This is a genomic window from Pseudomonas sp. B20 (assembly GCF_020515755.1).
Taxonomy (GTDB): Bacteria; Pseudomonadota; Gammaproteobacteria; order Pseudomonadales; family Pseudomonadaceae; genus Aquipseudomonas; species Aquipseudomonas syringae.
Genome location: NZ_JAHPJG010000008.1, coordinates 161,066 through 185,791, shown reverse-complemented (window position 1 = coordinate 185,791; position 24,726 = coordinate 161,066). Strand labels below are relative to the sequence as shown.

Here is a 24,726-nt window from a genome sequence, read left to right as displayed (position 1 = left end):
AGTGTTCGTTTTGGGATGACGCCGTCACCCGGCTCGCTCCCGCATGTGCAGCCAGGCCCCTGTAGGAGCGGACTTGTCCGCGAAGGCGTCAGTCATGACGCCGCAATTTCCAGCCTTAACCCGGATCCCTGAAATCCGGATGAAAGTTCTCACGCACGGCAACGCTGACGCTGCTACGTGTCGCGATATCAATACCTTCGCTGGCCACCTCGGCGAGGAAGTCGATCTGCTCCGGCGTGATCACGTACGGCGGCAGGAAATACACCACACTGCCCAGCGGCCGCAGCAGTGCGCCACGCTCCAGTGCGTGCTGGAAGACTTTCATGCCGCGGCGTTCCTGCCACGGGTAGGCGGTCTTGGTGGCCTTGTCCTGAACCATTTCGATGGCGATGGCCATGCCGGTCTGACGCACTTCCGCGACGTGCGGGTGATCGACCAGATGCGCAGTGGCCGTCGCCATACGTTGTGCCAGGGCCTTGTTGTTCTCGATGACGTTGTCCTGCTCGAAGATATCCAGGGTCGCCAGCGCCGCCGCACAGGCCAGCGGGTTGCCGGTGTAGCTGTGCGAGTGCAGAAACGCACGCAGGGTCGGGTAGTCGTCGTAGAACGCGTCGTACACATCATCGGTGGTCAGGCAGGCGGCCAGCGGCAGGTAGCCACCGGTCAGCGCCTTGGACAGGCACAGGAAGTCCGGACGAATACCTGCCTGTTCACAGGCGAACATGGTCCCGGTACGGCCGAAACCGACAGCGATTTCATCGTGGATCAGGTGCACGCCATAGCGGTCGCAGGCATCGCGCAGCAGCTTGAGGTAGATCGGGTGATACATGCGCATGCCGCCCGCGCCCTGGATCAGCGGTTCGACGATCACTGCCGCGACGCTGGCGTGGTGCTCGGCGAGGGTCTGCTCCATGGCGGCGAACATATTGCGCGAATGCTCTTCCCAGCTCATGCCGTCCGGGCGGTGGTAGCAATCGGGGCTCGGCACCTTGATGGTGTCGAGCAGCAGCGCCTTGTAGGTTTCGGTGAACAGCGGCACGTCACCAACCGACATCGCCGCCATGGTCTCGCCGTGGTAGCTGTTGGTCAGGGTGACGAAGCGTTTCTTGTCCGGCTGGCCGCGATTGAGCCAGTAGTGAAAGCTCATTTTCAGCGCGACTTCGATGCACGATGAGCCGTTATCGGCGTAGAAGCAGCGGGTCAGGCCGTCAGGCGTGAGTTTGACCAGCCGTTCGGACAGCTCGATCACCGGCTGATGGCTGAAACCGGCGAGGATCACGTGCTCCAGCTGATCGACCTGGTCCTTGATGCGCTGATTGATGCGCGGGTTGGCGTGTCCGAAAACGTTGACCCACCAGGAGCTGACAGCGTCCAGATAACGCTTGCCCTCGAAGTCTTCAAGCCATACGCCTTCACCACGCTTGATCGGTATCAACGGCAGATTTTCGTGGTCTTTCATCTGGGTGCAGGGGTGCCACAGGACCTTCAGGTCACGCTGCATCCACTGGTCATTGAGGCCCATTTGCAATCTCCGGGTAGCGACTCGCCTGATGCGAGGACGAACAATCGCGCAAGCCTATGCAATGCCCGGCTGCGGAACAACCTTTGATGCAGTTTTAACGGCCGATGGACATTGCTGGCGGCTATTTGATGGCTCGCGTATCCTGCGCAGCGAGTCGATGTGTCGGGCTGACTTGCCCTATCTTCCCTATGTTTTCTGGAGTTCGCCGAATGCTTTCTGGTTGGCTGCGCGCGTGTGCGCTGATAGTGGCAGGGTTGGTCAGCGTTTCGACGCTCGCCGATGAAAAACAACGAACCGCCATTGTCGTCGGTGGTGGTCTGGCAGGTTTGACTGCTGCCTACGAACTGCAGGCCAAAGGCTGGCAGGTGACGGTGCTGGAAGCCAAGCCGAGTCTGGGTGGCCGCTCCGGTCTGGCGACCAGCGAGTGGATCGGCAACACCAAGGCTCAGCCTGTGCTGAACCGCTACCTGGACAGCTTCAAGCTGCCTACCGTGCCTGCGCCTGAATTCGTGCGCACGCCCAGCTACCTGATCGACGGCGTGTACTTCACCCAGGCTGACCTGGCCGTCAAACAGCCGGCGACCGCCGAAGCCATCAAGCGCTACAACGATACGCTGGATAACCTCGCGCGTTCGGTTGATGACCCGGAAAACCCGGCGTCCAACAGCACGCTGTTTGCGCTCGACCAGATCAACGTCGCCAACTGGCTGGACCGCCTGAACCTGCCTGTCACGGCGCGTCAGTTGATCAATCAGCAGATCCGTACCCGCTACGACGAGCCTTCGCGCCTGTCGCTGCTGTACCTCGCCCAGCAATCGCGGGTGTATCGTTCGGTAGACGAGCGTGACCTGCGTGCTGCACGCCTGCCCGGTGGCAGTGCGGTGCTGACCCAGGCGTTCGTCAAGCAACTCAAGACCGTCAAGACCAACTCGCCGGTGACGGCAGTCATTCAAGAGAAGGACAAGGTCACGGTCAAGGCTGGCGCCACCAGCTATACAGCAGACTATGCAGTGATGGCCGTGCCGTTGCGTTCGCTGGGCAAGATCCAGATGACGCCTGCACTGGACGCGCAGCACATGGGCGCGATCAAGAGTACCAACTACGGCTGGCGCGACCAGATCATGCTCAAGTTCAAGACTCCGGTCTGGGACAGCAAGGCGCGCATGTCCGGTGAAGTGTTCAGTAACACCGGTCTGGGCATGTTGTGGGTAGAGCCGGCGCTTAAAGGTGGCGCCAACGTGGTGATCAACCTGTCTGGCGACAACGCACGCATCATGCAGGCCTTCGGCGACAAGCAGATGGTCGACCAGGTGCTGATCCGTCTGCATGCGTTCTACCCTGAGGCACGCGGCGCCTACACCGGCTATGAAATCCGCCGTTACAGCGTCGATCCTTCCACCGGCGGTTCTTACCTGGCGTTCGGTCCCGGCCAGATCAGCAAATACTGGCGCTTGTGGGAACGGCCGATTCTGCGCGTAGCCTTTGCTGGCGAGCACACCGACACCTTGTACCCTGGCACTCTGGAAGGCGCCCTGCGCAGTGGTCAGCGTGCAGCCGGACAGGTGCAGGATCTGGCCGCTGGCAAGTCGTTCGAACCGGTCAAGGTTGCACCGCCGAAAGCACCGGCCCCGGCTGCGCAGAAGTCCGAAGGCAATTTCTTCAGCAACCTGTTCGGCGGCTCCTCCGACAAGCCGGCTGAACCTGCCAAGCCGCAGGCTGACAAACCAGGCTTCTTCTCGCGCCTGTTCGGTGGCGGTGAACAACCGGCTCCGGCACCTGCTCCGGTAGAGAAAGCTGTAGAGCCTGCTCCAGCGCCTGTACCGGCTGCCGCTCCGGCACCCGTGGTTGCGCCGGCTGTCCAGCCTGCCAAGCCACCGGTAAAAGCCGAGCCAGCGAAGAAGCCGGCGACCAAGGCTGAGCCTGCGAAGAAAGTGCAGAGCAAGGAAGCGGCCAGGAAAGAAGCAGCCAAAAAAGAGGCTGCGAAGAAGGAAGCGGCGAAAAAAGAGGCCGCGAAAAAGGCTCAGAGCAAACCGGCTCCAGCCAAGACCCCCGCGGAAGCAGCGCCTGCAGACGCCAATAACTGACCGTCCGATGGCTGACTGAAAGGGATGCGGTTCATACCGCATCCCTTTTTTTATGCGCGCTCCATTCGTTCTATCCCTGTAGATAGCCCTTGTCGGGCCTGATCGTGCCGTTCATCGGTATCGAAAGGCCGATGGTCATTGCAACGTGTTACTGACGGCAAATTATCGGGATGCTGCTGCAGCGCGGACAGCCTGACACCGCTGAACAGAGGTTCAGGTGTTGAAGGAAGCAACAGAATCGAGGTACGAACTGCCCACCAGACCTATCGTATTGTTCGATACGTCCGAGCGAAATTTTGCGCTTTCATTCGATAGATAAAAAGCTAGTCTGGTAACACTTCTGACAAGGTACTGGTAATGCAGCTACGTAATTCATCCTCTCGCTACGGTCTGGTCAGCATGGTGCTGCACTGGGGTGTGGCTGCTGTCGTGTTTGGAATGTTTGCGCTGGGGCTGTGGATGGTCGGGCTGGATTACTACGATACGTGGCGCAAGGCGGGCCCTGATCTGCACAAGAGCATCGGCATCACGCTGTTTGCGGTCATGTTGATCCGCGTGGTCTGGCGTCTGCTCAGTCCGCCACCGCCGCCGTTGACCAGCTACAGTAAGTTGACGCGCATCGGTGCTGCATTCGGCCATCTGTTTTTGTACGTCGCACTGTTTGCCGTCATGTTCGCCGGGTATCTCATTTCCACCGCCGACGGCGTGGGGATTCCGATATTCGGCCTGTTCGATGTGCCCGCGCTGGTCTCGGGCCTTCCTGATCAGGCAGAAACGGCTGGCTGGATTCACCTGTATCTGGCCTGGGTCATCGTGATATTCGCGGGGCTCCATGGTCTTGCTGCATTGAAACACCACTTCATCGATCGCGATGTGACCCTCAAGCGTATGCTGGGTCGTAATTGATTGTTCAACCAAAACGGGAATAAACGCATGTTGAAGAAGTCTCTCGCCGCTCTGGCTCTGGGTACCGCATTGTTGTCTGCTGGCCAGGCCATGGCTGCCGACTACGTTATCGACAAGGAAGGTCAACACGCATTCGTTGACTTCAAGATCAGCCACCTGGGTTACAGCTTCATCCACGGTACCTTCAAGGACTGGGAAGGCACGTTCAGCTTCGATGCTGCCAAGCCTGAAGCCAGTAAAATCAATGTCGATCTGAAAACCGCCAGCCTGTTCACCAACCACGCTGAGCGCGACAAACACATCTCCAGCAAAGACTTCCTGGACGTTGCCAAATACCCTGAGGCCAAATTCGTTTCCACCGCAGTCAAATCGACTGGCGAGAAAACGGCTGACGTCACTGGCGACCTGACCCTGCACGGCGTGACCAAGCCAATCGTCATCAAGGCAACCTTCAACGGCGAAGGCAAGGATCCATGGGGCGGCTACCGTGCCGGCTTCAACGGTACTTCGACGCTGAACCTGAACGACTTCGGCATCAAAGGCCCAGGCCCAACGTCGCAGACGCTGGATCTGGACATCAGCTTCGAAGGCGTACAGAAGAAGTAATTGCACGCTTGATCGACAGAACGCCGACCCTTGGGTCGGCGTTTTTGTTGGTGCTGCCCAGGATCGAACGCGGAGCGTCCAAGGCTGCGCTACTACGCGGAGCGCTTATCTTCATATACAAGCCCTGAAAAGCTCGGAGGACGGCGCTTTCAGGTTTCTGCCCGCAGGGCGTGGGAGCGGACCGGGCGACGCTTCGCTTGTTCGCGAAAGGGCCTGTATATTCACCGAAAATGCATCGTCTGAGCTGAAGCCTTCGCGAACAAGTTCGCTCCTACGGCCTTCGGCCAGAATCAAAAACAGATTTACGTATACGCAGAGTGCGGGAGCGATCATCTCGCACGACGATCATCGATACAACAAACAAAAACGCCCCGAACAGGTCGGGGCGTTTTTAGTGTTGCGTGGCTATCAGCTGTCGCGATTGCGGGTCAGCAGGGCCGGTTTTTCACCGCGTGGACGGCTTGGCAACTGGTCCAGTTGCTCGGCAGAAGGGAAGCGGTCGATCTTGGATTCCTTGTGCACGATCTTCGGCTGAGGCTGGCCGTCGCGGGGGGCGCGTGCGACTGGCTCCTGACCTTCACGTGGCAAGGGTTGCTCTTCACGTGCCGGGCGACGGCCACGTGGCTGACCATCACGCGAGCGGGGTGCCGATGAACCCGAGCCGTTGCGCTTTGGCGCGCCACTGCCCGAGCCGTTGCGCGCACCACCTGCAGGGCGACCCGGATTGGCCGGGCGAGCAGCGCCGCCAGCGGCCGGTGCGGCTGCGCCAGGCGCGGCAGCAGGGCGACGACCACGGTTCTGGCCTTTGCCCTGATAAGGACTGACGTAGTCAGCGCGGTTGCCGAAGTTGTCTACTTCATCGTCACGGAACTCGTCAGGGGCGCGATCGGCTGCCGGACGCGGTGTGGCGGGTTGCGATGCACGCTGTTCGCTGCGAGGCGTGCCCTCACGAGGTTTTTTTTCGCGTGGCTGCCTTGCAGGGCGTTCGCCAGTGGCGGAGGCAGCAGCAGGTTTTTCCTTGCCTTTATCCTTGCCCTTGTCGCGACGACCACCGTTGTTCTTGTCGCCATCGCCACGTGCAGGACGTGCGCCACGCGAGTTGCGAACATCCGGACGCTCACGCACTTCAGGCTTCTCAGCCTCGACTGCAGTGATGTCGAAGCCCATCAGGTCACCGTCGGCGATCTTCTGCTTGGTCATGCGCTCGATGCTTTTGAGCAGCTTCTCTTCGTCCGGCGCAACCAGCGAAATGGCTTCGCCGGAGCGACCGGCACGGCCGGTACGACCGATACGGTGAACGTAGTCTTCGTCGACGTTGGGCAGCTCGAAGTTGACGACATGCGGCAACTGATCGATATCCAGGCCGCGTGCGGCGATATCGGTCGCGACCATGATGCGTACATCACCTGCCTTGAAGTCGGCCAGTGCCTTGGTACGGGCGTTCTGGCTCTTGTTGCCGTGGATCGCGACAGCCGCAAGGCCGTGCTTGTCCAGGTACTCAGCCAGACGGTTGGCACCGTGCTTGGTGCGGGTGAAGACCAGCACCTGTTCCCAGGCACCGACGGTAATCAGGTGCGCCAGCAGTGAACGCTTGTGGTTGGCTGCCAGGCGGAAAACCCGTTGCTCGATACGCTCGACCGTGGTGTTCGGCGGCGTGACTTCGATGCGCTCTGGGTTGTGCAGCAGCTTGCCGGCCAACGACGTGATGTCATTGGAGAAGGTAGCCGAGAACAGCAGGTTCTGGCGCTTGGCCGGCAGCCGCGCGAGGACCTTCTTGACGTCATGCACGAAGCCCATGTCGAGCATCCGGTCTGCTTCATCGAGCACCAGGATTTCGACGTGGGAGAGGTCGACACTGCCTTGACCGGCCAGGTCGAGCAGGCGGCCAGGGCAGGCCACCAGGACGTCCACACCACGGGACATGGCCTGAACCTGAGGGTTCATGCCGACGCCGCCGAAGATGCAGGCGCTGACGAACTTCAGGTCGCGGGCATAGAGCTTGAAGCTCTCGTGTACCTGTGCGGCCAGTTCGCGGGTCGGGGTCAGGACCAGAACGCGTGGTTGACGCGGGCCGTGACGCTGGGATTTGTCCGGAACACCATTGGGAAACAGCCGCTCCAGAATAGGGAGGGCGAAACCACCGGTTTTACCAGTACCGGTCTGTGCCGCAACCATCAGGTCGCGACCTTGCAACACGGCGGGAATGGCCCGCTGTTGCACGGGGGTAGGCTGGGTATAGCCCGCTGCCTCGATGGCGCGGACTAAAGCCTCGGAGAGACCGAGGGAAGCAAAGGACATGAGTAATCCTGTTCTGTTGGAGCTTAAGCTCAAGGGATGTCTTGCCTGGCGCGAATGGCGTGTAAAGACAACGCGATCCCGTCCGGTCCTGCCGGGTCTTCAGTGCATTCCGTGACGTCTGCGCTTGATGAAAATTGCGCTGTTGGCGTGAACGGATGACGATTGCAAGACCGGGCGTCCGGGCGTAAGCCTGGCGGGAAGGCTGGAGTATAACAGAGCGAGCGCAATACGCCGCTTTCCTGCTGCCCAACGGTGTATGAGGCCGCGATCCCCCGGAAACTGCCGGGTGGATCGCGGTGCCGCAGCCGTTTTCAGCGCGGCAGTTGCAGGTTGTTCCACACCGCCAGGCTCGGTTCTGCCTGGTTCAGCGTGTAGAAGTGCAGACCGGGGGCGCCGCCTTGCAGCAGTCGTTCGCACATCTGCGTGATGACTTCTTCGCCGAACGCCTGGATGCTTTGCACATCATCGCCGTAGGCTTCCAGCTGTTTACGGATCCAGCGCGGGATTTCCGCACCGCAGGCATCCGAGAAGCGCGCCAGCTTGCTGTAATTGGTGATCGGCATGATGCCCGGCACGATCGGAATGCTGACGCCCATCTTCTCGACACGCTCGACGAAGTTGAAGTAGCTGTCGGCGTTGAAGAAGTACTGAGTGATCGCACTGTCGGCGCCGGCATTGGCTTTGTTGACGAAGTGCTTGAGGTCGTCTTCGAAATTGCGCGCCTGCGGGTGCATTTCCGGGTAGGCGGCAACTTCGATGTGGAAGTGGCTGCCGCTTTCCTGGCGAATGAAGCTCACCAGGTCATTGGCGTGACGCAGCTCACCGCTGGCCATGCCCATGCCCGAAGGCAGGTCGCCGCGCAGTGCCACGATGCGTTTGATGCCCGCATCCTTGTATTGCGCCAGCAGGTTGCGCAGGTCGTCCTTGCTGTCGCCCACGCAGGACAAATGCGGCGCAGCAGGTACTTTGATCTCGTTTTCCAGCTGTAGCACGGTATTGAGCGTGCGGTCGCGGGTCGAGCCACCGGCACCATAGGTGCAGGAGAAAAAATCAGGGTTGTACGTGGCTAACTGACGAGCGACGGTCAGCAGCTTTTCGTGTCCAGCGTCGGTTTTGGTAGGAAAGAACTCGAAGCTGAAGCGGCGTTCTTGAGACATGGGGGAGGAGACCTCCAGCTTTTAGCTGCAAGCTACAAGCTGCAAGAGGGCTGTATGCCTGGCTCCGCAGCCTCATGCTTACCGCTCACGGCTGTGTAATAACGATAAAGAAACGAGCGTCAAGCTCAAGCTGCAAACAAGAGAAATGCACTTGCTTGCAGCTTGAAGCTTATCGCTTGCAGCTATCTATCAATAGCGATAAGCGTCTGGCTTGAACGGGCCTTCGACGGTCACGCCGATGTAATCGGCCTGGGTCTTGGTCAGCTTGGTCACAACGCCACCGAAGCCGCGGACCATTTCCAGGGCCACTTCTTCGTCGAGTTTCTTCGGCAGTACTTCAACGGTCAGACGCTCGGCTTTCTTGGCCGGGGCCAAGTCGGCGTACTTCTGCTCGAAGAGGAAGATCTGCGCCAGAACCTGGTTGGCGAACGAGCCATCCATGATGCGGCTTGGGTGGCCAGTGGCGTTACCCAGGTTTACCAGACGGCCTTCGGCCAGCAGGATCAGGTAGTCGTCGTTCTGTGCGTCGAACGAGCCTGGGCCGGTACGATGGATCTTGTGAACCTGTGGCTTCACTTCTTCCCATGCCCAGTTCTTGCGCATGAAAGCGGTATCGATTTCGTTGTCGAAGTGACCGATGTTGCACACCACAGCACGCTTTTTCAGCGCCTTGAGCATGTTGGAGTCGCAAACGTTGACGTTACCGGTGGTGGTCACGATCAGGTCGATCTTGCCCAGCAGCGCTTTGTCGATGCTCGCTTCGGTGCCGTCGTTTTCTCCGTCGATGAATGGCGAAACCAGCTCGAAACCGTCCATGCAGGCCTGCATGGCGCAGATCGGGTCGACTTCGGTCACTTTGACGATCATGCCTTCCTGACGCAGCGACTGGGCCGAGCCCTTGCCCACGTCACCGTAGCCGATCACCAACGCCTGCTTGCCGGACAGCAAGTGGTCGGTGCCGCGCTTGATGGCGTCGTTCAGGCTGTGACGGCAGCCGTACTTGTTGTCGTTCTTGCTCTTGGTCACCGAGTCGTTGACGTTGATGGCCGGGATTTTCAGCTCGCCCTTGGCCAGCATGTCCAGCAGGCGGTGCACGCCAGTGGTGGTTTCTTCGGTGACGCCGTGGATCTTGTCCAGCATCGCCGGGTATTTCTTGTGGATGATCTCGGTCAGGTCGCCGCCGTCGTCGAGGATCATGTTGGCGTCCCATGGCTGGCCATCCTTGAGGATGGTCTGCTCGATGCACCACTCGTATTCTTCTTCGGTTTCGCCTTTCCAGGCGAACACAGGAATGCCGGCAGCAGCGATGGCCGCAGCAGCCTGGTCCTGAGTGGAGAAAATGTTGCACGACGACCAGCGAACTTCGGCACCCAGGGCAACCAGGGTTTCGATCAGTACGGCGGTCTGAATGGTCATGTGGATGCAGCCGAGAATCTTCGCGCCTTTCAGCGGCTGATCACCAGCGTATTTGCGACGCAGACCCATCAGGGCAGGCATTTCGGATTCGGCGATGATGGTTTCGCGGCGGCCCCAGGCGGCCAGGGAAATATCGGCAACCTTGTAGTCATTGAATTCTGCGGGCGTCATTACAGCACTCATTGAGAGTCTCCATTCCATAAAAATGCGAATGGGCGCCGTTGTGCGTTTAAGGTTTGCCGGTCGAGGATCGTCCTGGCAAACAACGCCCCATCCGAGCCTGACAGGGAAAACCTGCTGCAGCGCCCCTCGGACAGGTGGCGGGAACGGTATCAAGCGTAGATGACCGTTTTGAAACGTTTGGCAGTATAGCGGTGCTCGCGATTCTTCCCAAGGCTTTCTGTCGGTTTAAAGGCCATCCAATTGCCATCTGTCTGTAATAGGGTCGATGCACAGTCGCTATGACGCAGGCATGGGCGCGGGTCGCCGGCTCTGCCATCATGCAGCTATCCATCGGCCAGACGCTCAGGAGTGACCATGAATTTCCACACCCGCAAGTGGGTAAAGCCCGAAGACCTCAACCCCAACGGCACGTTGTTCGGCGGCAGCCTGCTGCGCTGGATCGATGAAGAGGCGGCGATCTACGCGATCGTTCAACTGGGTAATCAGCGGGTGGTCACCAAGTACATCTCTGAAATCAACTTCGTCAGTGCCTCGCGTCAGGGCGACATCATCGAGCTGGGCATCACCGCCACAGAATTCGGTCGCACCTCGATCACGCTCAAATGCCAGGTGCGCAACAAGATCACCCGCAAAAGCATTTTGACCGTCGACAAGATCGTCTTCGTCAACCTCGACGAAGACGGCCAGCCTGCGCCGCATGGCCGGACTGAAATCCGCTACATCAAGGACCAGTTCGACGAAGAGGACTGACGCTCAGGTCGCTGAACATCGGACGCGGAGCGTCCAGAACAGCATGCCCACGCGGAGCATGGGCACGATAGTGTTCTTGCGTAAACCTGCCGTGCATGGACACGACAGTTACAGAATGATCGTTCCTCACGCTCCGCGTCATCCATAAAAGCAGGTTCAGCCCCTGGCTTGTAACGCGCGCAACCACGCCAGACCCGCGCTGGTATCGCCTTTCGGGCGATATTCGCAGCCGATCCAACCGCTGTAGCCCAGTTCGTCGATGACGTTGAACAGGTGCTCGTAGTTCAGTTCGCCCAGGCCCGGCTCATGGCGATCCGGTACCCCGGCGATCTGAATGTGGCCGATGCCTGCAAAGTCACGACGCAGTTTGCTGGTCAGGTCGCCTTCGACGATCTGGCAGTGGTAGCAGTCGAACTGCACTTTCAGGTTGTCGGCGCCCACCAGCTTACAGATGTCCTGCGCCTGATCCTGACGATTGAGGAAGAAGCCCGGCATGTCGCGGGTGTTGATCGGTTCGATCAGAATCGTGACGCCTGCGCCCTTGGCGTGCTCAGCCGCGAACGCCAGGTTTTCCAGGTAGACCGCCTGATGACGCTCACGCAACCCTTCATTGGGCAGCAGGCCGGCCATGACGTGCACACGGTCATTGCCCAGCACCTGCGCATATTCCAGCGCCCGCTCGATACCGCTGCGAAATTCCGCTTCACGGCCCGGCAGCGTGGCAATGCCTCGCTCGCCTGCCTCCCAGTCGCCCGGCGGAGCGTTGAAAAGCGCCTGCACCAGACCGTTGTCGCTCAGGCGCTGCTTGAGTTCCTGAGTGCTGTAGGCGTAAGGGAACAGGTACTCGACCGCGCCGAAACCATCGGCAGCGGCTGCGGCAAAGCGCTCAAGAAAATCATGCTGCGGGTACAGCATGCTGAGGTTGGCGGCAAAACGAGGCATGTTAACTCCAGTCTTCAAAAGGTCAGACGAATGGCCAAAGCAGCAGGGTGATCACGAAGCCCAGTGTGCCCAGCAGCGTGACCAGTACGGTCCAGGTGCGCAAGCCGTCGGCGACGTTGAGGCCCGCCAGCTTGGTGAACATCCAGTAACCGGCATCGTTGATGTGCGACATGGCCAGACCGCCACCGCCCATGGCCAGACACAGCAGGGCCAGGTGGTTGGCGCTCAGGTCCAGTGTGGCGATCAGCGGGCTGAGAATGCCTGCGGTGGTGACCAGTGCAACGGTGGTCGATCCTTGAACGGCGCGCAGCAGCAGGGTCAGCAGGAAGCCCAGCGCGAGTACCGGCAGACCGGTGTTGCGCAGCGCCTCGGAGACCACGGCACCAATGCCGGTGTCGACCAGCACCTTGCCGAATACGCCACCGGCGCCGGCAATCAGGATCACCATCGCCACACCTGGCAAGGCCGAGCCGATCACATCTGACACCTGGGTACGGCTCCAGCCGCGACGTGAGCCCAGCAGCCAGGCGCACAGCAGGGTATCGATCAGCAGCGCAACCAGAGGCGCGCCCAGCACGGTCAGCACCGCGCGCAGCGTGGACGTTGCTGGCAGCATGGTGGTGGCCAGCGTGCCCATCAGAATCAGCACGATCGGCAGCAGGATCAGCGCGATGATCAGTCCGAAACCCGGTGCGGGCGCGGGCGGCAGCTTGTTTGCCAGGCTGCTGGCGCTCTCTTCGACGCCCATTGTTCGGGTTTCGGTCGCTTCGCGCACAGCGGAGTAATCGTTGCGCGCCCAGGCTTCCAGGTCTTCGTTGGTGACATGCGGGCCATAGACTTCGGCGCGGATGTCATCGGTCATCGGGTAAGTCTTGCGGGTCATACGCCCCGCGACGAAGTAGCCGATCATGCACAGCACGGCAACGATCGGAATGCCCAGCATCAGCACCCGGCCCAGGTCCGCGCCCAACTGGCTGGCGGCGGCAACAGCGCCAGGATGCGGCGGCAGAAACGCATGCACGGCGAGCAGTGCAGCGCACATCGGCAGCGCGAAAATCAGCAGCGGCTTGCGTGCCGCCCGTGCGACACCGTAGGCCAGCGGCATGAGGATGATCACGCCGACCTCGAAGAACACCGGAATGCCGACCATGAAGCCGGCAACGGTCAGCGCCAGCGGCGTGCGCCTGTTGCCGAAGCGGTTGATCAGGGTCTTGGCCAGTGCTTCGGCCCCGCCGGACAGCTCGATAATGCGCCCGATCATTGCGCCCAGGGCGATGATGATCGCGATATGGCCGAGCGTCTTGCCCATGCCGCCTTCGATGGTGGCAACCAGGTCGGCCGGTTTAACACCGGCGACCAGCGCCACGATAATGCTGACCAGCATCAGGGCGACAAAGGGCTGGAATTTGTACTTGAGCACGAGAAACAACAGCAGTGCGATGCCCGCACCGGCCACGACCATCAACATGAGCGGCGTCATGCCCGTGCACTCCGGTCAATGGCGGTAAAGACTGACAACGAAACAGCGGGGTAGGGGTGAGTCATGCTCTCGATTCCTGTTGTTATTGTTGTTCGACCGGGAGGCGCAATGCACTCCCCGATCACCGTGTGTTCGTTACCACCTGGCGCCGAACACCTGACGCAGCTCTTCAAGCGCCGCCGGGTCCAGCGGTGCAGGTTTGGGGTTGCTCATCAGCCACAGGCGGGCAGTCTCTTCCAACTCTTCCAGGGCATAGCAGGCCTTGGCCACCGAGCTTTCCCAGACCACCGGACCGAGGCGCTCGAGCATCACGCCGCGCACGCTGTTGGCCAGTTCCGCCACGCGCTCGGCGACTTTCGGCGAGCCCGGACGTTCGTAAGGGATCAACGGGATATGCCCGACCTTCATGACCTGATACGGCGTCAGTGGCGGCAGAATGTCGTCTTCCTGCCACACTCCGGCCAGGGTCAGGGCGACCAGATGCGTCGAGTGCGTGTGCACCACGCCGCCGACCTGCGGGTTGCGGTCGTAGACTTCGCGGTGCAGGGCCAGGGTCTTGGACGGCTTGCTGCCGGACACCCATTCGCCGGCCAGATTGACCTTGGCAATATCGGCCGGGTCCATGCGGCCCAGGCAGGCGTCGGTCGGGGTAATCAGCCAGCCGTCGTCGAGTCGTGCGCTGATGTTGCCGGCGCTGCCCACCGTATAGCCACGGCCATACAGTAAACGGCCGACGTCGCAGATTTCCTGACGCAGTGCGTTTTCATCGATCATCAGGCAGCCCCCGCCAGTTGCTTGAGCGCCTTGGCGAAGAAGTCGCGCGCACCAAAGTTGCCGGATTTGAGGGCCAGGGCCAGCGGTTGTGCGCCGCTGCTCACCGTGGCCGGAACGCCCGGATCGATCTGTGCGCCGATCTGCAGCAACTGCACGCCCAGTGCCTGAACTACGGCACCGGAGGTTTCGCCACCGGCCACCACGAACCGGCGTACGCCTGCGTCCAGCAGCCCTTTGGCGATTTCACCGAGTGCGGCTTCGACCATGGCCCCGGAGCGTTCGACGCCCAGTTCTTTCTGCACGGCTTTGACTTCGTCCGGGGTGCTGGTGGCGTAGATCAATACGGTCTGCCCGGCATCTTTGGCGAAGGCCAGCGCCTGCTCGACCACCGGCTTGCCAGCGGCCAGGTCCAGCGGATTGATGCGCAGCGCAGGGCGATCGGCTTCCAGCCAGGCCGCGACCTGACCATTGGTGGCGACCGATGCGCTACCCGCCAGTACCACTTCGCCGCCACTGATGGCGACCTGTTTGGCGGCATCGATGTCGCGCAGCTTGCCCGCCTTGCGGAAGTTATCCGGCAGGCCCAGCGCCAGACCCGAGCCACCGGTCAGCAGCGGCAAGTCGGCGCAGGCTTCGCCCAGGGTGTACAAATCCGCATCCGACAGGGCATCGGCGATCGCCATGCTCACACCTTCGGCGCGCAGCTCGGCAATTCTGTTACGCACGCCTTCGACGCCCTGGGCAATGCTGTCGTAGCGCAACAGGCCGACCTTGTGGCGGGTCTGCGCTTGCAGCACACGCACCAGATTGGCGTCGGTCATGGGCGTCAGCGGGTGGTTCTGCATGCCCGATTCGCTGAGCAGCTGGTCCTGCACGAACAGGTGGCCACGGAAGATCGTGCGACCGTTTTCCGGGAAGGCCGGGCAGGCGAGGGTGAAATCGCTGCCCAGTTGCTCCAGCAGTGCTTCGCTGACCTGGCCGATGTTGCCCGCAGCAGTGGAATCGAAGGTCGAGCAGTATTTGAAGAAGATCTGCTCGCAGCCGCGCTCGCGCAGCCATTCCAGAGCCGCCAGGGATTCAGCCACCGCGTCGGCGCTGGGCGTGGTACGCGATTTCAGGGCGATGACAATCGCGTCGGCGTCCAGACCGGCAGCCATCTCGGCGCTGGGGATGCCAATGCTCTGTACGGTGCGCATGCCGCCCCGCACCAGCATGTTGGCCAGGTCGGTGGCGCCGGTGAAGTCATCGGCAATGCAGCCCAGCAGCGGGCGAGCGTTATTCAGGCTCATCAGTCGCTCCTCAGGCTTTTTCTGGCTTGGCTTTCGGCAACTCGATGCCCGGGAAAATCTTGATCACGGCCGAGTCATCTTCACGACCGAAGCCGGCGCTGGATGCCTGCATGAACATCTGGTGCGCGGTGGCCGAGAGTGGCAGCGGGAATTTGCTGCTGCGTGCGGTATCCAGCACCAGACCGAGGTCCTTGACGAAAATGTCCACGGCCGACAGCGGCGTGTAATCGGCATTGAGGATGTGCGGCACGCGGTTTTCGAACATCCACGAGTTACCGGCACTGTTGGTGATCACTTCATACAGCGCGTCAGCGTCGACACCTTCGCGCAGGCCCAGAGCCATGGCTTCGGCGCTGGCGGCGATGTGTACGCCAGCGAGCAGTTGATTGATGATTTTGACTTTCGAGCCCAGACCGTGGACGTCGCCCAAGCGATAGACCTTGCCGGCCATGCCGTTGAGGATGGCTTCTGCCTTGGCGTAGGACTCGGTCGGGCCGGAGGTCATCATGGTCATCTGGCCAGCGGCAGCCTTGGCGGCACCGCCGGAGATCGGCGCATCGAGGTACAGCAGGTTCTGTGCGGCCAGACGCTCGCCCAGTTCGACGGCGAAAGTGGGCGCGACGGTGGCGCAACCGATGACCAGGCAGCCTGGACGCAGCGCGGCAATGGCGCCGTTTTCGCCAAACAGCACGGTTTCGGTCTGTTCGGCGTTGACCACGACTGTGATGATCACATCGCAGGCAGCGGCCATGCTGGCCGGAGAATCACAGGCAACCCCGCCTTCCTGGGCGAATGCTTCGGTCACGCTGGTGCGCACATCACAGGCATGCACAGTGAAGCCGCTACGCAGCAACGAGCGGGCAATGCCCAGACCCATCGCACCCAGGCCGATAACGCCAACGTTCTTGCCAGTCATGCAGTAATCCTCGAAGTCAGTGCCGATGCCTGTGAAGCCGGCATTCGGACGTTATTGTTCTGATCTGTGAATCGGATAGTGAATCAATGAGTAAATAATGTGAAGTATTTTTATTTTTCACAAAATTTAACATCGATAGGCTTTTTCCATCGCGCACAAAAAAGCCCCTGTGCGGGGCTTGATTGAAAACCATGATGTTCGGCGTGCGGCGCCGTCTTTCACGAATCAGAATTTCGGCACTGGTGCGCTGGTGGCGTTTCGCAGTGAGCCGCTTTCCTGGCGCACGACTTCTTTGGGCTTGTACGCGCAATAACCGGGGCGCGGCCCGACTTTCGGGTGGTTGCGGCAGGTGTCCGGGCGCTTGTCATAGATGGTGCACAGGCGGCTCTTGCGGTCCAGGTACAGGCAGTCGTTGTTGCTCATGCGCTGCAAGGTGAAGATCTCGGACTTCTGGTTGTAGCGCTCGACGATGCCTTCTTTCTGCAGCCGCTTGGCGATGTTCTTCGCCGGGTCGCCACGTTCGAACTCATCGACGATGCCGATGCGGATCAGGTCCTTGATCTTCACTTCTACCGGCAACGTGCAGCAACTGGACACGCAGCCCCCGCACATGTGGCTGGAGTATTTGGCCCAGGTGTCGATGCGATCGAGTTCTGCGGCGGCGATCAAGGTGGGTTTCATTTCAGGTCAGGCTTCCGGGTGTATCGGGGCGCGCGATCATACCGGTCTGCAGCGATTTGCAGAAAGCAAAAATTGCCGAGGCGACTGTCGGTCAGGTGTGGAGAGACGGTTGGTTGCAGAGTCCGCGCCTGCCGAGCGCAGTCGGTCAGCAGGCGCGGTGTCTCAGAAGGCACTCAGGACTTGAGCTTGTCGTCGGCCCTGAACATGCTGCGGATGCCACGAACGGCCTGGCGGATGCGGTCCTGATTCTCGATCAGGGCGAAGCGCACGTGATCGTCGCCGTACTCGCCGAAACCGATGCCCGGCGAGACACACACCTTGGCTTCGGCCAGCAGCTTCTTGGCGAACTCCAGCGAACCCAGGTGCGCGTAAGCCTGGGGGATCTTCGCCCAGACGTACATCGAAGCCTTGGGGTTCTCGACCATCCAGCCCAGCTCGTGCAAGCCCTTGACCAGCACATTGCGGCGCTGGCGATACTGCTCGGCAATGTCGAGCACGCATTGCTGGTCGCCTTCCAGCGCGGCAATCGCCGCCACCTGCAGTGGCGTGAAGGTACCGTAGTCGTGGTAACTCTTGATCCGCGCCAGTGCATTCACCAGTTCGGGGTTGCCGACCATGAAGCCAATCCGCCAGCCTGCCATGTTGTAGCTCTTGGACAGGGTGAAGAACTCGACGGCAATGTCCTTGGCACCCGGCACCTGCATGATCGACGGGGCTTTCCAGCCATCGTAGACGATGTCGGCGTATGCCAGATCATGCACCACCAGCACGTCGTACTGTTTGGCCAGGGCCACCACGCGCTCGAAGAAATCCAGCTCCACACATTGCGCAGTCGGGTTGGACGGGAAGCCCAGAATCATCATCTTCGGCTTGGGGATCGAGCCGCGAATGGCTTTTTCCAGCTCGTCGAAGAAGTCCACGCCTGGCACCAGCGGCACCGATCGCACCTGGGCGCCGGCAATCACGGCACCGTAGATGTGGATCGGGTAACTGGGGTTGGGCACCAGCACCGTGTCGCCCTGATCCAGCGTGGCGAGCATCAGGTGGGCCAGGCCTTCCTTGGAACCAATGGTCACGATCGCTTCGCTTTCAGGGTCGATGTCGACCTCGTAGCGCTTCTTGTACCAGTTGGAAATCGCCCGGCGCAGGCGTGGAATACCGCGCGAGGTGGAGTAGCCGTGGGTGTCTTCGCGCTGGGCGACGGTGATCAGTTTTTCGACAATGTGCGGCGGTGTGGCCCCGTCGGGGTTGCCCATGCTCAGGTCGATAATGTCCTCACCGCGACGACGAGCAGCCATTTTCAGCTCGGCGGTGATGTTGAACACGTAAGGGGGGAGTCGATCGATGCGCGCAAAGCGGCGCGGCGAACCTTGGTCTGCCATGAGTATCTCGCGTACGTAAGCGCCCGGAACCGTCCGAGCGACGTGGCCACATGAGGCGGCCTGCCGAGGAAGATAGATGGGCTGATAGCCTTTTGTCCATCGGGATTTGCAACGCCGTGCCAAGACCGATATTCGGACCCCACCAAACCACCCGGCGGTGTAGAATCGGCGCTATTCATCGCCAGTCATCCCCGGCGGGTTTATGAGCTCAGGCCGAGTACACGGTGATCCCGTGGTGTTCGGTTTCTTCGCTGCCTGCGGTCACTGCCGCTCGTCCGCGACGTCAATAGAAGCTCACTCCCTTCCTGATCAGCCTTATTTTTGCCGGAGTGCTCCAATGCCTGATTACCGCTCGAAAACCTCCACCCACGGCCGCAACATGGCCGGCGCCCGTGCCCTGTGGCGCGCCACGGGCATGAAGGACGAAGATTTCAAGAAACCGATCATCGCCATCGCCAACTCCTTCACCCAGTTCGTGCCAGGCCACGTCCACCTAAAGGACATGGGCCAGCTGGTCGCGCGTGAAGTCGAGCGCGCCGGGGGCGTGGCCAAGGAATTCAACACCATTGCGGTCGACGACGGCATCGCCATGGGCCACGACGGCATGCTCTATTCGCTGCCGAGCCGCGAGATCATTGCCGACTCGGTCGAATACATGGTCAACGCGCATTGCGCCGACGCCATCGTGTGCATTTCCAACTGCGACAAGATCACCCCGGGCATGCTGATGGCGTCGTTGCGCCTGAACATTCCGGTGATCTTCGTCTCCGGCGGGCCAATGGAAGCGGGCAAGACCAAGCTGGCCAGCCACGGCCTGGATCTGGTCGATGCGATGGTCATCGCCGCCGACTCGACCGCCAGTGACGAAAAAGTCGCCGAGTACGAGCGCAGCGCCTGTCCGACCTGCGGGTCGTGTTCCGGCATGTTCACCGCCAACTCGATGAACTGCCTGACCGAAGCACTGGGCCTGGCCCTGCCGGGCAACGGTTCCGCACTCGCCACCCACAGCGACCGCGAGCAACTGTTCCTGCAGGCCGGCCGCACCATCGTTGACCTGTGCCGTCAGTACTACAAGGAAAACGATGACTCGGTGTTGCCGCGCAACATCGCCAACTTCAAGGCGTTCGAGAACGCCATGACGCTGGACATCGCCATGGGCGGTTCGACCAACACCATCCTGCACTTGCTGGCCGCTGCTCAGGAAGCCGAGATCGACTTCGACCTGCGCCACATCGACCATCTTTCGCGCAAGGTGCCGCAGCTGTGCAAGGTCGCGCCGAACATCCAGAAGTACCACATGGAAGACGTGCACCGCGCAGGCGGGATCTTCAGCATCCTCGGCGAGCTGGCCCGTGGGGGGCTGCTGCACACCGACCTGCCGACCGTACACAGCAAGACCCTGGCTGAAGGCATCGCCAAATGGGACATCACCCAGACGGACGACGAAGCCGTGCACACCTTCTTCAAGGCAGGCCCGGCGGGCATCCCGACGCAGACCGCGTTCAGCCAGTCGACCCGCTGGGAAAGCCTGGATGACGACCGTGAAAACGGCTGCATCCGCAGCGTCCAGCACGCCTATTCGCAAGAAGGTGGCCTGGCCGTGCTGTACGGCAACATCGCACTGGACGGCTGCGTGGTGAAAACCGCCGGTGTCGACGAGTCGATCCACGTCTTCGAAGGCAACGCGAAGATCTTCGAAAGCCAGGACAGCGCGGTGCGCGGGATTCTCGCTGACGAAGTCAAAGCGGGCGACATTGTCATCATCCGCTACGAAGGCCCGAAAGGCGGCCCGGGCATGCAGGAAATGCTCTACCCGACGTCGTACCTGAAGTCCAAGGGGCTGGGCAAGGATTGCGCGCTGCTGACTGACGGCCGCTTCTCGGGCGGTACGTCCGGCCTGTCCATCGGCCACGCCTCTCCGGAAGCTGCGGCAGGCGGAGCGATCGGCCTGGTGCGCGACGGTGACAAGGTGCTGATCGACATCCCCAATCGCTCGATCAACCTGCTGATCGACGATGCCGAAATAGCCGAGCGTCGCGCCGAACAGGACAAGAAAGGCTGGAAGCCTGTCGAGCCGCGTCCACGCAAAGTGACCACCGCCCTCAAGGCCTACGCCCTGCTGGCGACCAGCGCCGACAAGGGCGCAGTGCGTGACAAGGCGTTGCTGGACAAATTGGTGCCTTGATCCGCATCGGCAACACTAAAAAGCCCGGCAGAGATGCCGGGCTTTTTGCTGTGTTTGAAAAGCTGCACTCACTTGCGGTCGGCAATCACCCCGATCAGCACCAGCACCACCAACAGCACCGGCGCCAGGCTGTAGTTGTTGAACTGGCTGAGGCCGCGCACTACCCACGGCGTGGCGTAGATCAGCGCCGCGCCGCTGCCTACGGCGCACAGCAGGGCGATGAGCGGGATGCGCAGGGCGCCGGTAATGCCGCTGATTCGCTGTTCCAGCCAGCCTTTGATGTCCGAGCCGAACAGCACCAGCAGGCAGCCCACCAGCGCGAGCGCGATTTCCGAGAGATTGCTGCGGCTCCAGCGCGAGACGGTGGCGAGCAAATCGAGTACGAAATCCATGCAGGGTCCTTAGATCAGAAAGTATTGCAGCAGGTCGTTGAGGAACAGCTGGCCTTGTGGCGTGGCGATCAGGCGTGTCGGGTCCTGGTGCAGCAACCCCTTTTGTTCAGCCTGTCGACGCGCCTCGGCCAGCGAATCGAGGCTTAGACCGGTTCTTTCGCGAAATAACGCAGCGTCCACACCATTTGTCAGTCGCAGTGCGTTCATCAGGAATTCGAACGGCAATTCATCGAGCGGCAACAGCTTGGAACCGGCCTGAAACGGCTTGTCCGGGTTCAGGTAATCCTTGGGCAGCCGTGTTTTCCAGGTGCGCATGATGCGCCCGTCCGGGTGGCTCAGCTTGCCGTGTGCGCCTGCGCCGATGCCGATGAAATCACCGAATGCCCAATAGTTGAGGTTATGCCGCGCCGGTTTCCCGGGCTGTGCATACGCCGACACTTCGTATTGCACGTAGCCATGAGTGGCCAGCAACTGCTGTCCGGTTTCCTGAATGTCCCAGAGAATGTCGTCTTCGGGCAGCGCCGGTGGCTGATTCCAGAATACCGTGTTGGGCTCCAGGGTCAGTTGATACCAGGACAGGTGGGTCGGCGCGAGGGCAATGGCCTGGCGCAGATCGGCCAGCGCTTCGTCCTGGGATTGATCCGGCAGGCCGTGCATCAGGTCCAGGTTGAAGTTGTCGAAACCGGCCTGGCGCGCCATGTCGGCGGCGCGAATCGCTTCGTCGCCGTTGTGAATGCGGCCCAGCGCCTTGAGTTTGGATTCCTGAAAGCTCTGAATGCCGATCGACAGTCGATTGATGCCCAAACCGCGATAGGCGCTGAACTTGGCCTGTTCGAAGGTGCCGGGGTTGGCTTCCAGCGTGATCTCGATGTCGCTGGCAAAGCGGATGCGCTGTTCGACGCCTTGCAGCAGGCGCCCCAACGCATTGGCGCTGAACAGGCTCGGCGTACCGCCACCAAAGAAGATCGATTGCAGCTCGCGGCCATAGACGTGCGGCAGGTCAAGGTCCAGGTCGGCGAGCAGGGCGTCGACGTATTCCTGTTCCGGCAGCACCGGGCTGGCGGTGTGCGAGTTGAAGTCGCAGTACGGGCATTTGCGCACGCACCACGGAATATGGATGTACAGCGACAGCGGCGGCAGGTGCGGCAGTGCAGGGCGCGGGCTCTCTGACGAGAAGCCGTTCGCGCCGAGAAACAGCGGCTGCGCAGGCGAATCGTGGATCATTGCAGACCCAGGCGTTGCCGCAACAGGACCATCGCGCGGGCGCGGTGGCTGAGCTGGTTTTTCTCGGTCGGTCCCAGTTCGGCACTCGAGCAGTTGCGCTCCGGCACCCAGAACAGCGGGTCATAGCCGAAGCCGTGTTCGCCGCTGGCGGCGTGCAGGATGCGCCCCTGCCACAACCCTTCACAGAGGATCGGCAATGGGTCGTCGGCGTGGCGTACCAGCGCCAATACGCAGACGAACTGCGCACCACGCTGGTCGTCAGGCACGTCTTTCAGCGCCTCCAGCAGCTTGGCGTTGTTGGCAGCATCGCCCTGGCCGTCGGCGTAGCGGGCGGAATAGATACCCGGCGCACCGCCGAGAAAGTCCACTGCCAGCCCCGAGTCGTCGGCCAGCGCAGGCAGGCCGGACAGGCGCGCGGCGTTGCGTGCCTTGAGGATCGCATTCTCGACGAATGACAGGCCGGTTTCTTCCGGCTCCACCAGGCTGAACTCGCTGACCGAGCGCAGCGTTACGCTGCCGCCGAGCATGGCCTGGAGCTCCTTGAGTTTGCCGCCGTTGTGGCTGGCCAGTACGAGTTGTGTGAGGTTCATGGTTGGCCTGTCGTGGTGCATGAAAACGGTCGGTTAAACGGCAATCTTGTGGTCCGTCAGCCCAGGGCTGGTGACGCGGTAGATGCCGATCTCGCCGAGCAGATTGGGCCAGAGCTTGCTGGCCCAGCCATGACGATGCTGCTGATCGACCGCCAGCCTGTCGAGCACCTGCGCATCGCGCTCGCGGCACAGCTCTTCGAAGTCGCCGAAGGTGCAGAAGTGAATGTTCGGCGTGTTGTACCAGGTATACGGCAGGAATTCGGACACCGGCATGCGGCCCTTGCTCGCCAGGTACCAGCGGCAGCGCCAGTGGCCGAAATTGGGGAAGGTGATGATGCACTGGCGACCGACGCGCAACATCTCGTCGAGGATTCGGTCCGGGTAATGCACCGCTTGCAGGGCCTGGGTCATGACCACGACGTCGAAACTGTTGCTGGCAAAGTTGCCCAGCCCCTTGTCGAGGTCCTGCTCGATGACGTTGATGCCCTTGGCGACGCACTCGGCAATGTTGGCCGCGTCGTTTTCCAGTCCGTAGCCGGTGACCTGCTTGTGGTCACGCAGCCAGGTCAGCAATTCGCCGTCACCGCAGCCCAGGTCGAGCACGCGGCTGCCCGCGGGAATCCATTCCTGAATGATTTCCAGATCGGCTCTCATGGCGTCCTCACAACGAAATTCGGTTCATGTAATTACCGAAAGCCTGCAAGTAGCGCGGAATCGGGATCAGAAAGGCGTCGTGGCCCTGCGGTGCGTCGATTTCCAGGTAACAGACGTCCTTGCGCGCGGCCATCAGCGCGTCCACCAGTTCCCGCGAGCGGGCCGGCGAGAAGCGCCAGTCGGTGGTGAACGACATCACGCAGAATTTGGCGGTGGCGTTGGCGAAGGTCTTGGCCAGGTCGTCGTTGAAGTTCGCCGCAGGGTCGAAGTAATCCAGTGCCTTGGTCATCAACAGGTAGGTATTGGCGTCGAAACGCCCGGAAAACTCTTCACCCTGATAGCGCAGATAGCTTTCGACCTGGAACTCGACACTGTGGAAGTCGTAGTTGAGTTTTTCGCTCTTCAGGCCACGGCCGAATTTCTCACCCATCGAGTCATCCGACAGGTAGGTGATGTGCCCGACCATCCGCGCCAGCATCAGGCCGCGTTTGGGGATGACGCCGCGCTCCTGGAACGAGCCACCGTGAAATTCCGGGTCGGTGAGAATGGCCTGGCGCGCCACCTCGTTGAACGCGATGTTCTGTGCCGACAGCTTGGGCGCCGAGGCGATCGCCAGGCAGTGGCGCACGCGGTGCGGATAGCTGATGGTCCATTGCAGCGCCTGCATGCCGCCCAGGCTGCCGCCAATCACCGCGGCCCAGGTATCGATGCCGAGCAGATCGGCCAGCCGGGCCTGGCTGTTGACCCAGTCTTCCACGGTCACCACCGGGAAGTTGGCGCCGAACGGCTTGCCGGTGTCCGGATCAATGCTGCTCGGCCCGGTGGAGCCGTTGCAACCGCCCAGGTTGTTGAGGCTGACGACGAAGAATTTTTGGGTGTCGATAGGCTTGCCGGGACCGATGCAGCTGTCCCACCAACCGGGTTTGCGGTCATCGGCGCTGTGGAAGCCTGCGGCATGATGATGCCCGGACAGCGCATGACAGATCAGCACGGCATTGCTGCGTGCGGCGTTGAGTTGACCGTAGGTTTCGTAAATCAGGTCATAGGCTGGTAACGAACGACCGCAGGCCAGCGCCAGAGGCTCGCTGAAATGCGCCGTTTGCGGTGTGACCAGTCCGACAGAATCGTGGGGGAATACCGTGGGCATCGACCCTGCTCTCGCGTGAATGAGGCGTAAGTCTAAAGACCGCGGGGTGCAGCGGCAATAAGGGATGTTGTGAGGCGTAAATCAACGGCACGATAGTTAAGGCTGTTGTAGGAGCGAACTTGTTCGCGAAGGCGTCGCTTGGGTCGAT

Annotated in this window: 21 protein-coding genes and 1 riboswitch; of the genes, 5 read left to right on the top strand and 16 right to left on the bottom strand. The window is 61.1% G+C overall.

Annotation, left to right across the window (positions count from 1 at the left end; translation table 11 throughout):
- Positions 1 to 115: 115 nt before the first annotated feature.
- Positions 116 to 1,522, bottom strand: a complete 1,407-nt coding sequence (locus LIX91_RS11290; protein WP_003402943.1) for an adenosylmethionine--8-amino-7-oxononanoate transaminase — start codon at positions 1,520 to 1,522, stop codon at positions 116 to 118.
- A 209-nt stretch (positions 1,523 to 1,731) separates the two neighbouring features.
- Here LIX91_RS11290 and LIX91_RS11285 point away from each other — a divergent pair, with 209 nt between their 5' ends.
- The 3 genes from LIX91_RS11285 to LIX91_RS11275 all read left to right on the top strand — a co-directional run bounded on the left by LIX91_RS11285 (position 1,732) and on the right by LIX91_RS11275 (position 5,118).
- Positions 1,732 to 3,606: a flavin monoamine oxidase family protein gene (locus LIX91_RS11285; RefSeq protein ID WP_226488490.1), complete on the top strand. Its 1,875-nt coding sequence runs from the start codon at positions 1,732 to 1,734 to the stop codon at positions 3,604 to 3,606.
- A 357-nt stretch (positions 3,607 to 3,963) separates the two neighbouring features.
- Complete coding sequence (locus tag LIX91_RS11280; RefSeq protein ID WP_011266415.1) at positions 3,964 to 4,512, top strand: cytochrome b; 549 nt, start codon at positions 3,964 to 3,966, stop codon at positions 4,510 to 4,512.
- 27 nt (positions 4,513 to 4,539) lie between these two features.
- Positions 4,540 to 5,118, top strand: a complete 579-nt coding sequence (locus LIX91_RS11275) for a YceI family protein (RefSeq protein WP_003414323.1) — start codon at positions 4,540 to 4,542, stop codon at positions 5,116 to 5,118.
- 408 nt (positions 5,119 to 5,526) lie between these two features.
- On the opposite strand, the gene LIX91_RS11270 is transcribed toward LIX91_RS11275, so the two are convergent.
- From LIX91_RS11270 to ahcY, 3 genes are all read right to left on the bottom strand, one after another.
- On the bottom strand, positions 5,527 to 7,416 hold the full coding sequence (locus LIX91_RS11270; RefSeq protein ID WP_003316710.1) for a DEAD/DEAH box helicase: 1,890 nt from the start codon (positions 7,414 to 7,416) through the stop codon (positions 5,527 to 5,529).
- Positions 7,417 to 7,727: 311 nt separating this feature from the next.
- The gene (gene metF / locus LIX91_RS11265) at positions 7,728 to 8,573 is read right to left on the bottom strand and encodes a methylenetetrahydrofolate reductase [NAD(P)H] (RefSeq protein WP_003346344.1); all 846 of its coding nucleotides are present in this window, start codon (positions 8,571 to 8,573) and stop codon (positions 7,728 to 7,730) included.
- A gap of 189 nt (positions 8,574 to 8,762) precedes the next feature.
- Entirely contained in the window at positions 8,763 to 10,172 is a 1,410-nt protein-coding gene (gene ahcY / locus LIX91_RS11260; RefSeq protein WP_003392259.1) for an adenosylhomocysteinase, read from the bottom strand.
- A 23-nt stretch (positions 10,173 to 10,195) separates the two neighbouring features.
- A riboswitch (S-adenosyl-L-homocysteine riboswitch) is annotated at positions 10,196 to 10,306 on the bottom strand.
- Between the two features lie 220 nt (positions 10,307 to 10,526).
- Between ahcY and LIX91_RS11255 the strand changes: the two genes are divergently transcribed.
- Positions 10,527 to 10,922: an acyl-CoA thioesterase gene (locus LIX91_RS11255; protein WP_003414326.1), complete on the top strand. Its 396-nt coding sequence runs from the start codon at positions 10,527 to 10,529 to the stop codon at positions 10,920 to 10,922.
- Positions 10,923 to 11,078: 156 nt separating this feature from the next.
- On the opposite strand, the gene otnI is transcribed toward LIX91_RS11255, so the two are convergent.
- From otnI to alaC, 7 genes are all read right to left on the bottom strand, one after another.
- Positions 11,079 to 11,864 (bottom strand): 2-oxo-tetronate isomerase, encoded by a 786-nt coding sequence (otnI, locus tag LIX91_RS11250; protein WP_103696649.1) that lies wholly within the window; start codon positions 11,862 to 11,864, stop codon positions 11,079 to 11,081.
- Between the two features lie 22 nt (positions 11,865 to 11,886).
- Positions 11,887 to 13,344 (bottom strand): SLC13 family permease, encoded by a 1,458-nt coding sequence (locus tag LIX91_RS11245; protein ID WP_226488489.1) that lies wholly within the window; start codon positions 13,342 to 13,344, stop codon positions 11,887 to 11,889.
- Positions 13,345 to 13,479: 135 nt separating this feature from the next.
- Entirely contained in the window at positions 13,480 to 14,118 is a 639-nt protein-coding gene (locus tag LIX91_RS11240; protein ID WP_003392253.1) for an aldolase, read from the bottom strand.
- Positions 14,118 to 15,407 (bottom strand): 3-oxo-tetronate kinase, encoded by a 1,290-nt coding sequence (gene otnK / locus LIX91_RS11235; RefSeq protein ID WP_003414330.1) that lies wholly within the window; start codon positions 15,405 to 15,407, stop codon positions 14,118 to 14,120. The genes LIX91_RS11240 and otnK overlap by 1 nt, the downstream gene beginning before the upstream one ends.
- A gap of 10 nt (positions 15,408 to 15,417) precedes the next feature.
- Positions 15,418 to 16,323 carry an L-threonate dehydrogenase gene (gene ltnD, locus LIX91_RS11230; protein WP_003414332.1) on the bottom strand — a complete coding sequence of 302 codons (906 nt, stop codon included), beginning with the start codon at positions 16,321 to 16,323 and terminating at the stop codon, positions 15,418 to 15,420.
- Between the two features lie 225 nt (positions 16,324 to 16,548).
- Positions 16,549 to 17,004 carry a YkgJ family cysteine cluster protein gene (locus tag LIX91_RS11225; protein WP_002551717.1) on the bottom strand — a complete coding sequence of 152 codons (456 nt, stop codon included), beginning with the start codon at positions 17,002 to 17,004 and terminating at the stop codon, positions 16,549 to 16,551.
- Positions 17,005 to 17,177: 173 nt separating this feature from the next.
- Entirely contained in the window at positions 17,178 to 18,386 is a 1,209-nt protein-coding gene (alaC, locus tag LIX91_RS11220; RefSeq protein ID WP_003346356.1) for an alanine transaminase, read from the bottom strand.
- A 337-nt stretch (positions 18,387 to 18,723) separates the two neighbouring features.
- Between alaC and ilvD the strand changes: the two genes are divergently transcribed.
- A complete protein-coding gene (ilvD, locus tag LIX91_RS11215; protein WP_226488488.1) occupies positions 18,724 to 20,571 on the top strand; it encodes a dihydroxy-acid dehydratase in 1,848 nt (615 codons plus the stop codon).
- A 68-nt stretch (positions 20,572 to 20,639) separates the two neighbouring features.
- Here the strand turns inward: ilvD and LIX91_RS11210 are convergent, their stop codons facing one another.
- Genes LIX91_RS11210 through LIX91_RS11190 form a run of 5 tightly spaced genes read right to left on the bottom strand, consistent with a single transcriptional unit; the run spans position 20,640 to position 24,578 of the window.
- Positions 20,640 to 20,963, bottom strand: coding sequence for a DUF3392 domain-containing protein (locus LIX91_RS11210; RefSeq protein WP_002551720.1), 324 nt, complete (start codon positions 20,961 to 20,963; stop codon positions 20,640 to 20,642).
- Between the two features lie 9 nt (positions 20,964 to 20,972).
- Complete coding sequence (gene hemW / locus LIX91_RS11205) at positions 20,973 to 22,187, bottom strand: radical SAM family heme chaperone HemW (RefSeq protein ID WP_226488487.1); 1,215 nt, start codon at positions 22,185 to 22,187, stop codon at positions 20,973 to 20,975.
- Positions 22,184 to 22,777, bottom strand: a complete 594-nt coding sequence (rdgB, locus tag LIX91_RS11200; protein ID WP_003414341.1) for an RdgB/HAM1 family non-canonical purine NTP pyrophosphatase — start codon at positions 22,775 to 22,777, stop codon at positions 22,184 to 22,186. The genes hemW and rdgB overlap by 4 nt, the downstream gene beginning before the upstream one ends.
- A gap of 33 nt (positions 22,778 to 22,810) precedes the next feature.
- On the bottom strand, positions 22,811 to 23,431 hold the full coding sequence (gene metW / locus LIX91_RS11195; protein ID WP_003414343.1) for a methionine biosynthesis protein MetW: 621 nt from the start codon (positions 23,429 to 23,431) through the stop codon (positions 22,811 to 22,813).
- 7 nt (positions 23,432 to 23,438) lie between these two features.
- A complete protein-coding gene (locus LIX91_RS11190; protein ID WP_003316725.1) occupies positions 23,439 to 24,578 on the bottom strand; it encodes a homoserine O-succinyltransferase MetX in 1,140 nt (379 codons plus the stop codon).
- Positions 24,579 to 24,726 lie beyond the last annotated feature (148 nt).

Coding starts and splice junctions, on each gene's coding strand:
- LIX91_RS11290 (WP_003402943.1), bottom strand. CDS start 1,522: ATGGGCCTCAATGACCAGTGGATGCAGCGTGACCTGAAGGTCCTGTGG.
- LIX91_RS11285 (WP_226488490.1), top strand. CDS start 1,732: ATGCTTTCTGGTTGGCTGCGCGCGTGTGCGCTGATAGTGGCAGGGTTG.
- LIX91_RS11280 (WP_011266415.1), top strand. CDS start 3,964: ATGCAGCTACGTAATTCATCCTCTCGCTACGGTCTGGTCAGCATGGTG.
- LIX91_RS11275 (WP_003414323.1), top strand. CDS start 4,540: ATGTTGAAGAAGTCTCTCGCCGCTCTGGCTCTGGGTACCGCATTGTTG.
- LIX91_RS11270 (WP_003316710.1), bottom strand. CDS start 7,416: ATGTCCTTTGCTTCCCTCGGTCTCTCCGAGGCTTTAGTCCGCGCCATC.
- metF (WP_003346344.1), bottom strand. CDS start 8,573: ATGTCTCAAGAACGCCGCTTCAGCTTCGAGTTCTTTCCTACCAAAACC.
- ahcY (WP_003392259.1), bottom strand. CDS start 10,172: ATGAGTGCTGTAATGACGCCCGCAGAATTCAATGACTACAAGGTTGCC.
- LIX91_RS11255 (WP_003414326.1), top strand. CDS start 10,527: ATGAATTTCCACACCCGCAAGTGGGTAAAGCCCGAAGACCTCAACCCC.
- otnI (WP_103696649.1), bottom strand. CDS start 11,864: ATGCCTCGTTTTGCCGCCAACCTCAGCATGCTGTACCCGCAGCATGAT.
- LIX91_RS11245 (WP_226488489.1), bottom strand. CDS start 13,344: ATGACGCCGCTCATGTTGATGGTCGTGGCCGGTGCGGGCATCGCACTG.
- LIX91_RS11240 (WP_003392253.1), bottom strand. CDS start 14,118: ATGATCGATGAAAACGCACTGCGTCAGGAAATCTGCGACGTCGGCCGT.
- otnK (WP_003414330.1), bottom strand. CDS start 15,407: ATGAGCCTGAATAACGCTCGCCCGCTGCTGGGCTGCATTGCCGATGAC.
- ltnD (WP_003414332.1), bottom strand. CDS start 16,323: ATGACTGGCAAGAACGTTGGCGTTATCGGCCTGGGTGCGATGGGTCTG.
- LIX91_RS11225 (WP_002551717.1), bottom strand. CDS start 17,004: ATGAAACCCACCTTGATCGCCGCCGCAGAACTCGATCGCATCGACACC.
- alaC (WP_003346356.1), bottom strand. CDS start 18,386: ATGGCAGACCAAGGTTCGCCGCGCCGCTTTGCGCGCATCGATCGACTC.
- ilvD (WP_226488488.1), top strand. CDS start 18,724: ATGCCTGATTACCGCTCGAAAACCTCCACCCACGGCCGCAACATGGCC.
- LIX91_RS11210 (WP_002551720.1), bottom strand. CDS start 20,963: ATGGATTTCGTACTCGATTTGCTCGCCACCGTCTCGCGCTGGAGCCGC.
- hemW (WP_226488487.1), bottom strand. CDS start 22,187: ATGATCCACGATTCGCCTGCGCAGCCGCTGTTTCTCGGCGCGAACGGC.
- rdgB (WP_003414341.1), bottom strand. CDS start 22,777: ATGAACCTCACACAACTCGTACTGGCCAGCCACAACGGCGGCAAACTC.
- metW (WP_003414343.1), bottom strand. CDS start 23,431: ATGAGAGCCGATCTGGAAATCATTCAGGAATGGATTCCCGCGGGCAGC.
- LIX91_RS11190 (WP_003316725.1), bottom strand. CDS start 24,578: ATGCCCACGGTATTCCCCCACGATTCTGTCGGACTGGTCACACCGCAA.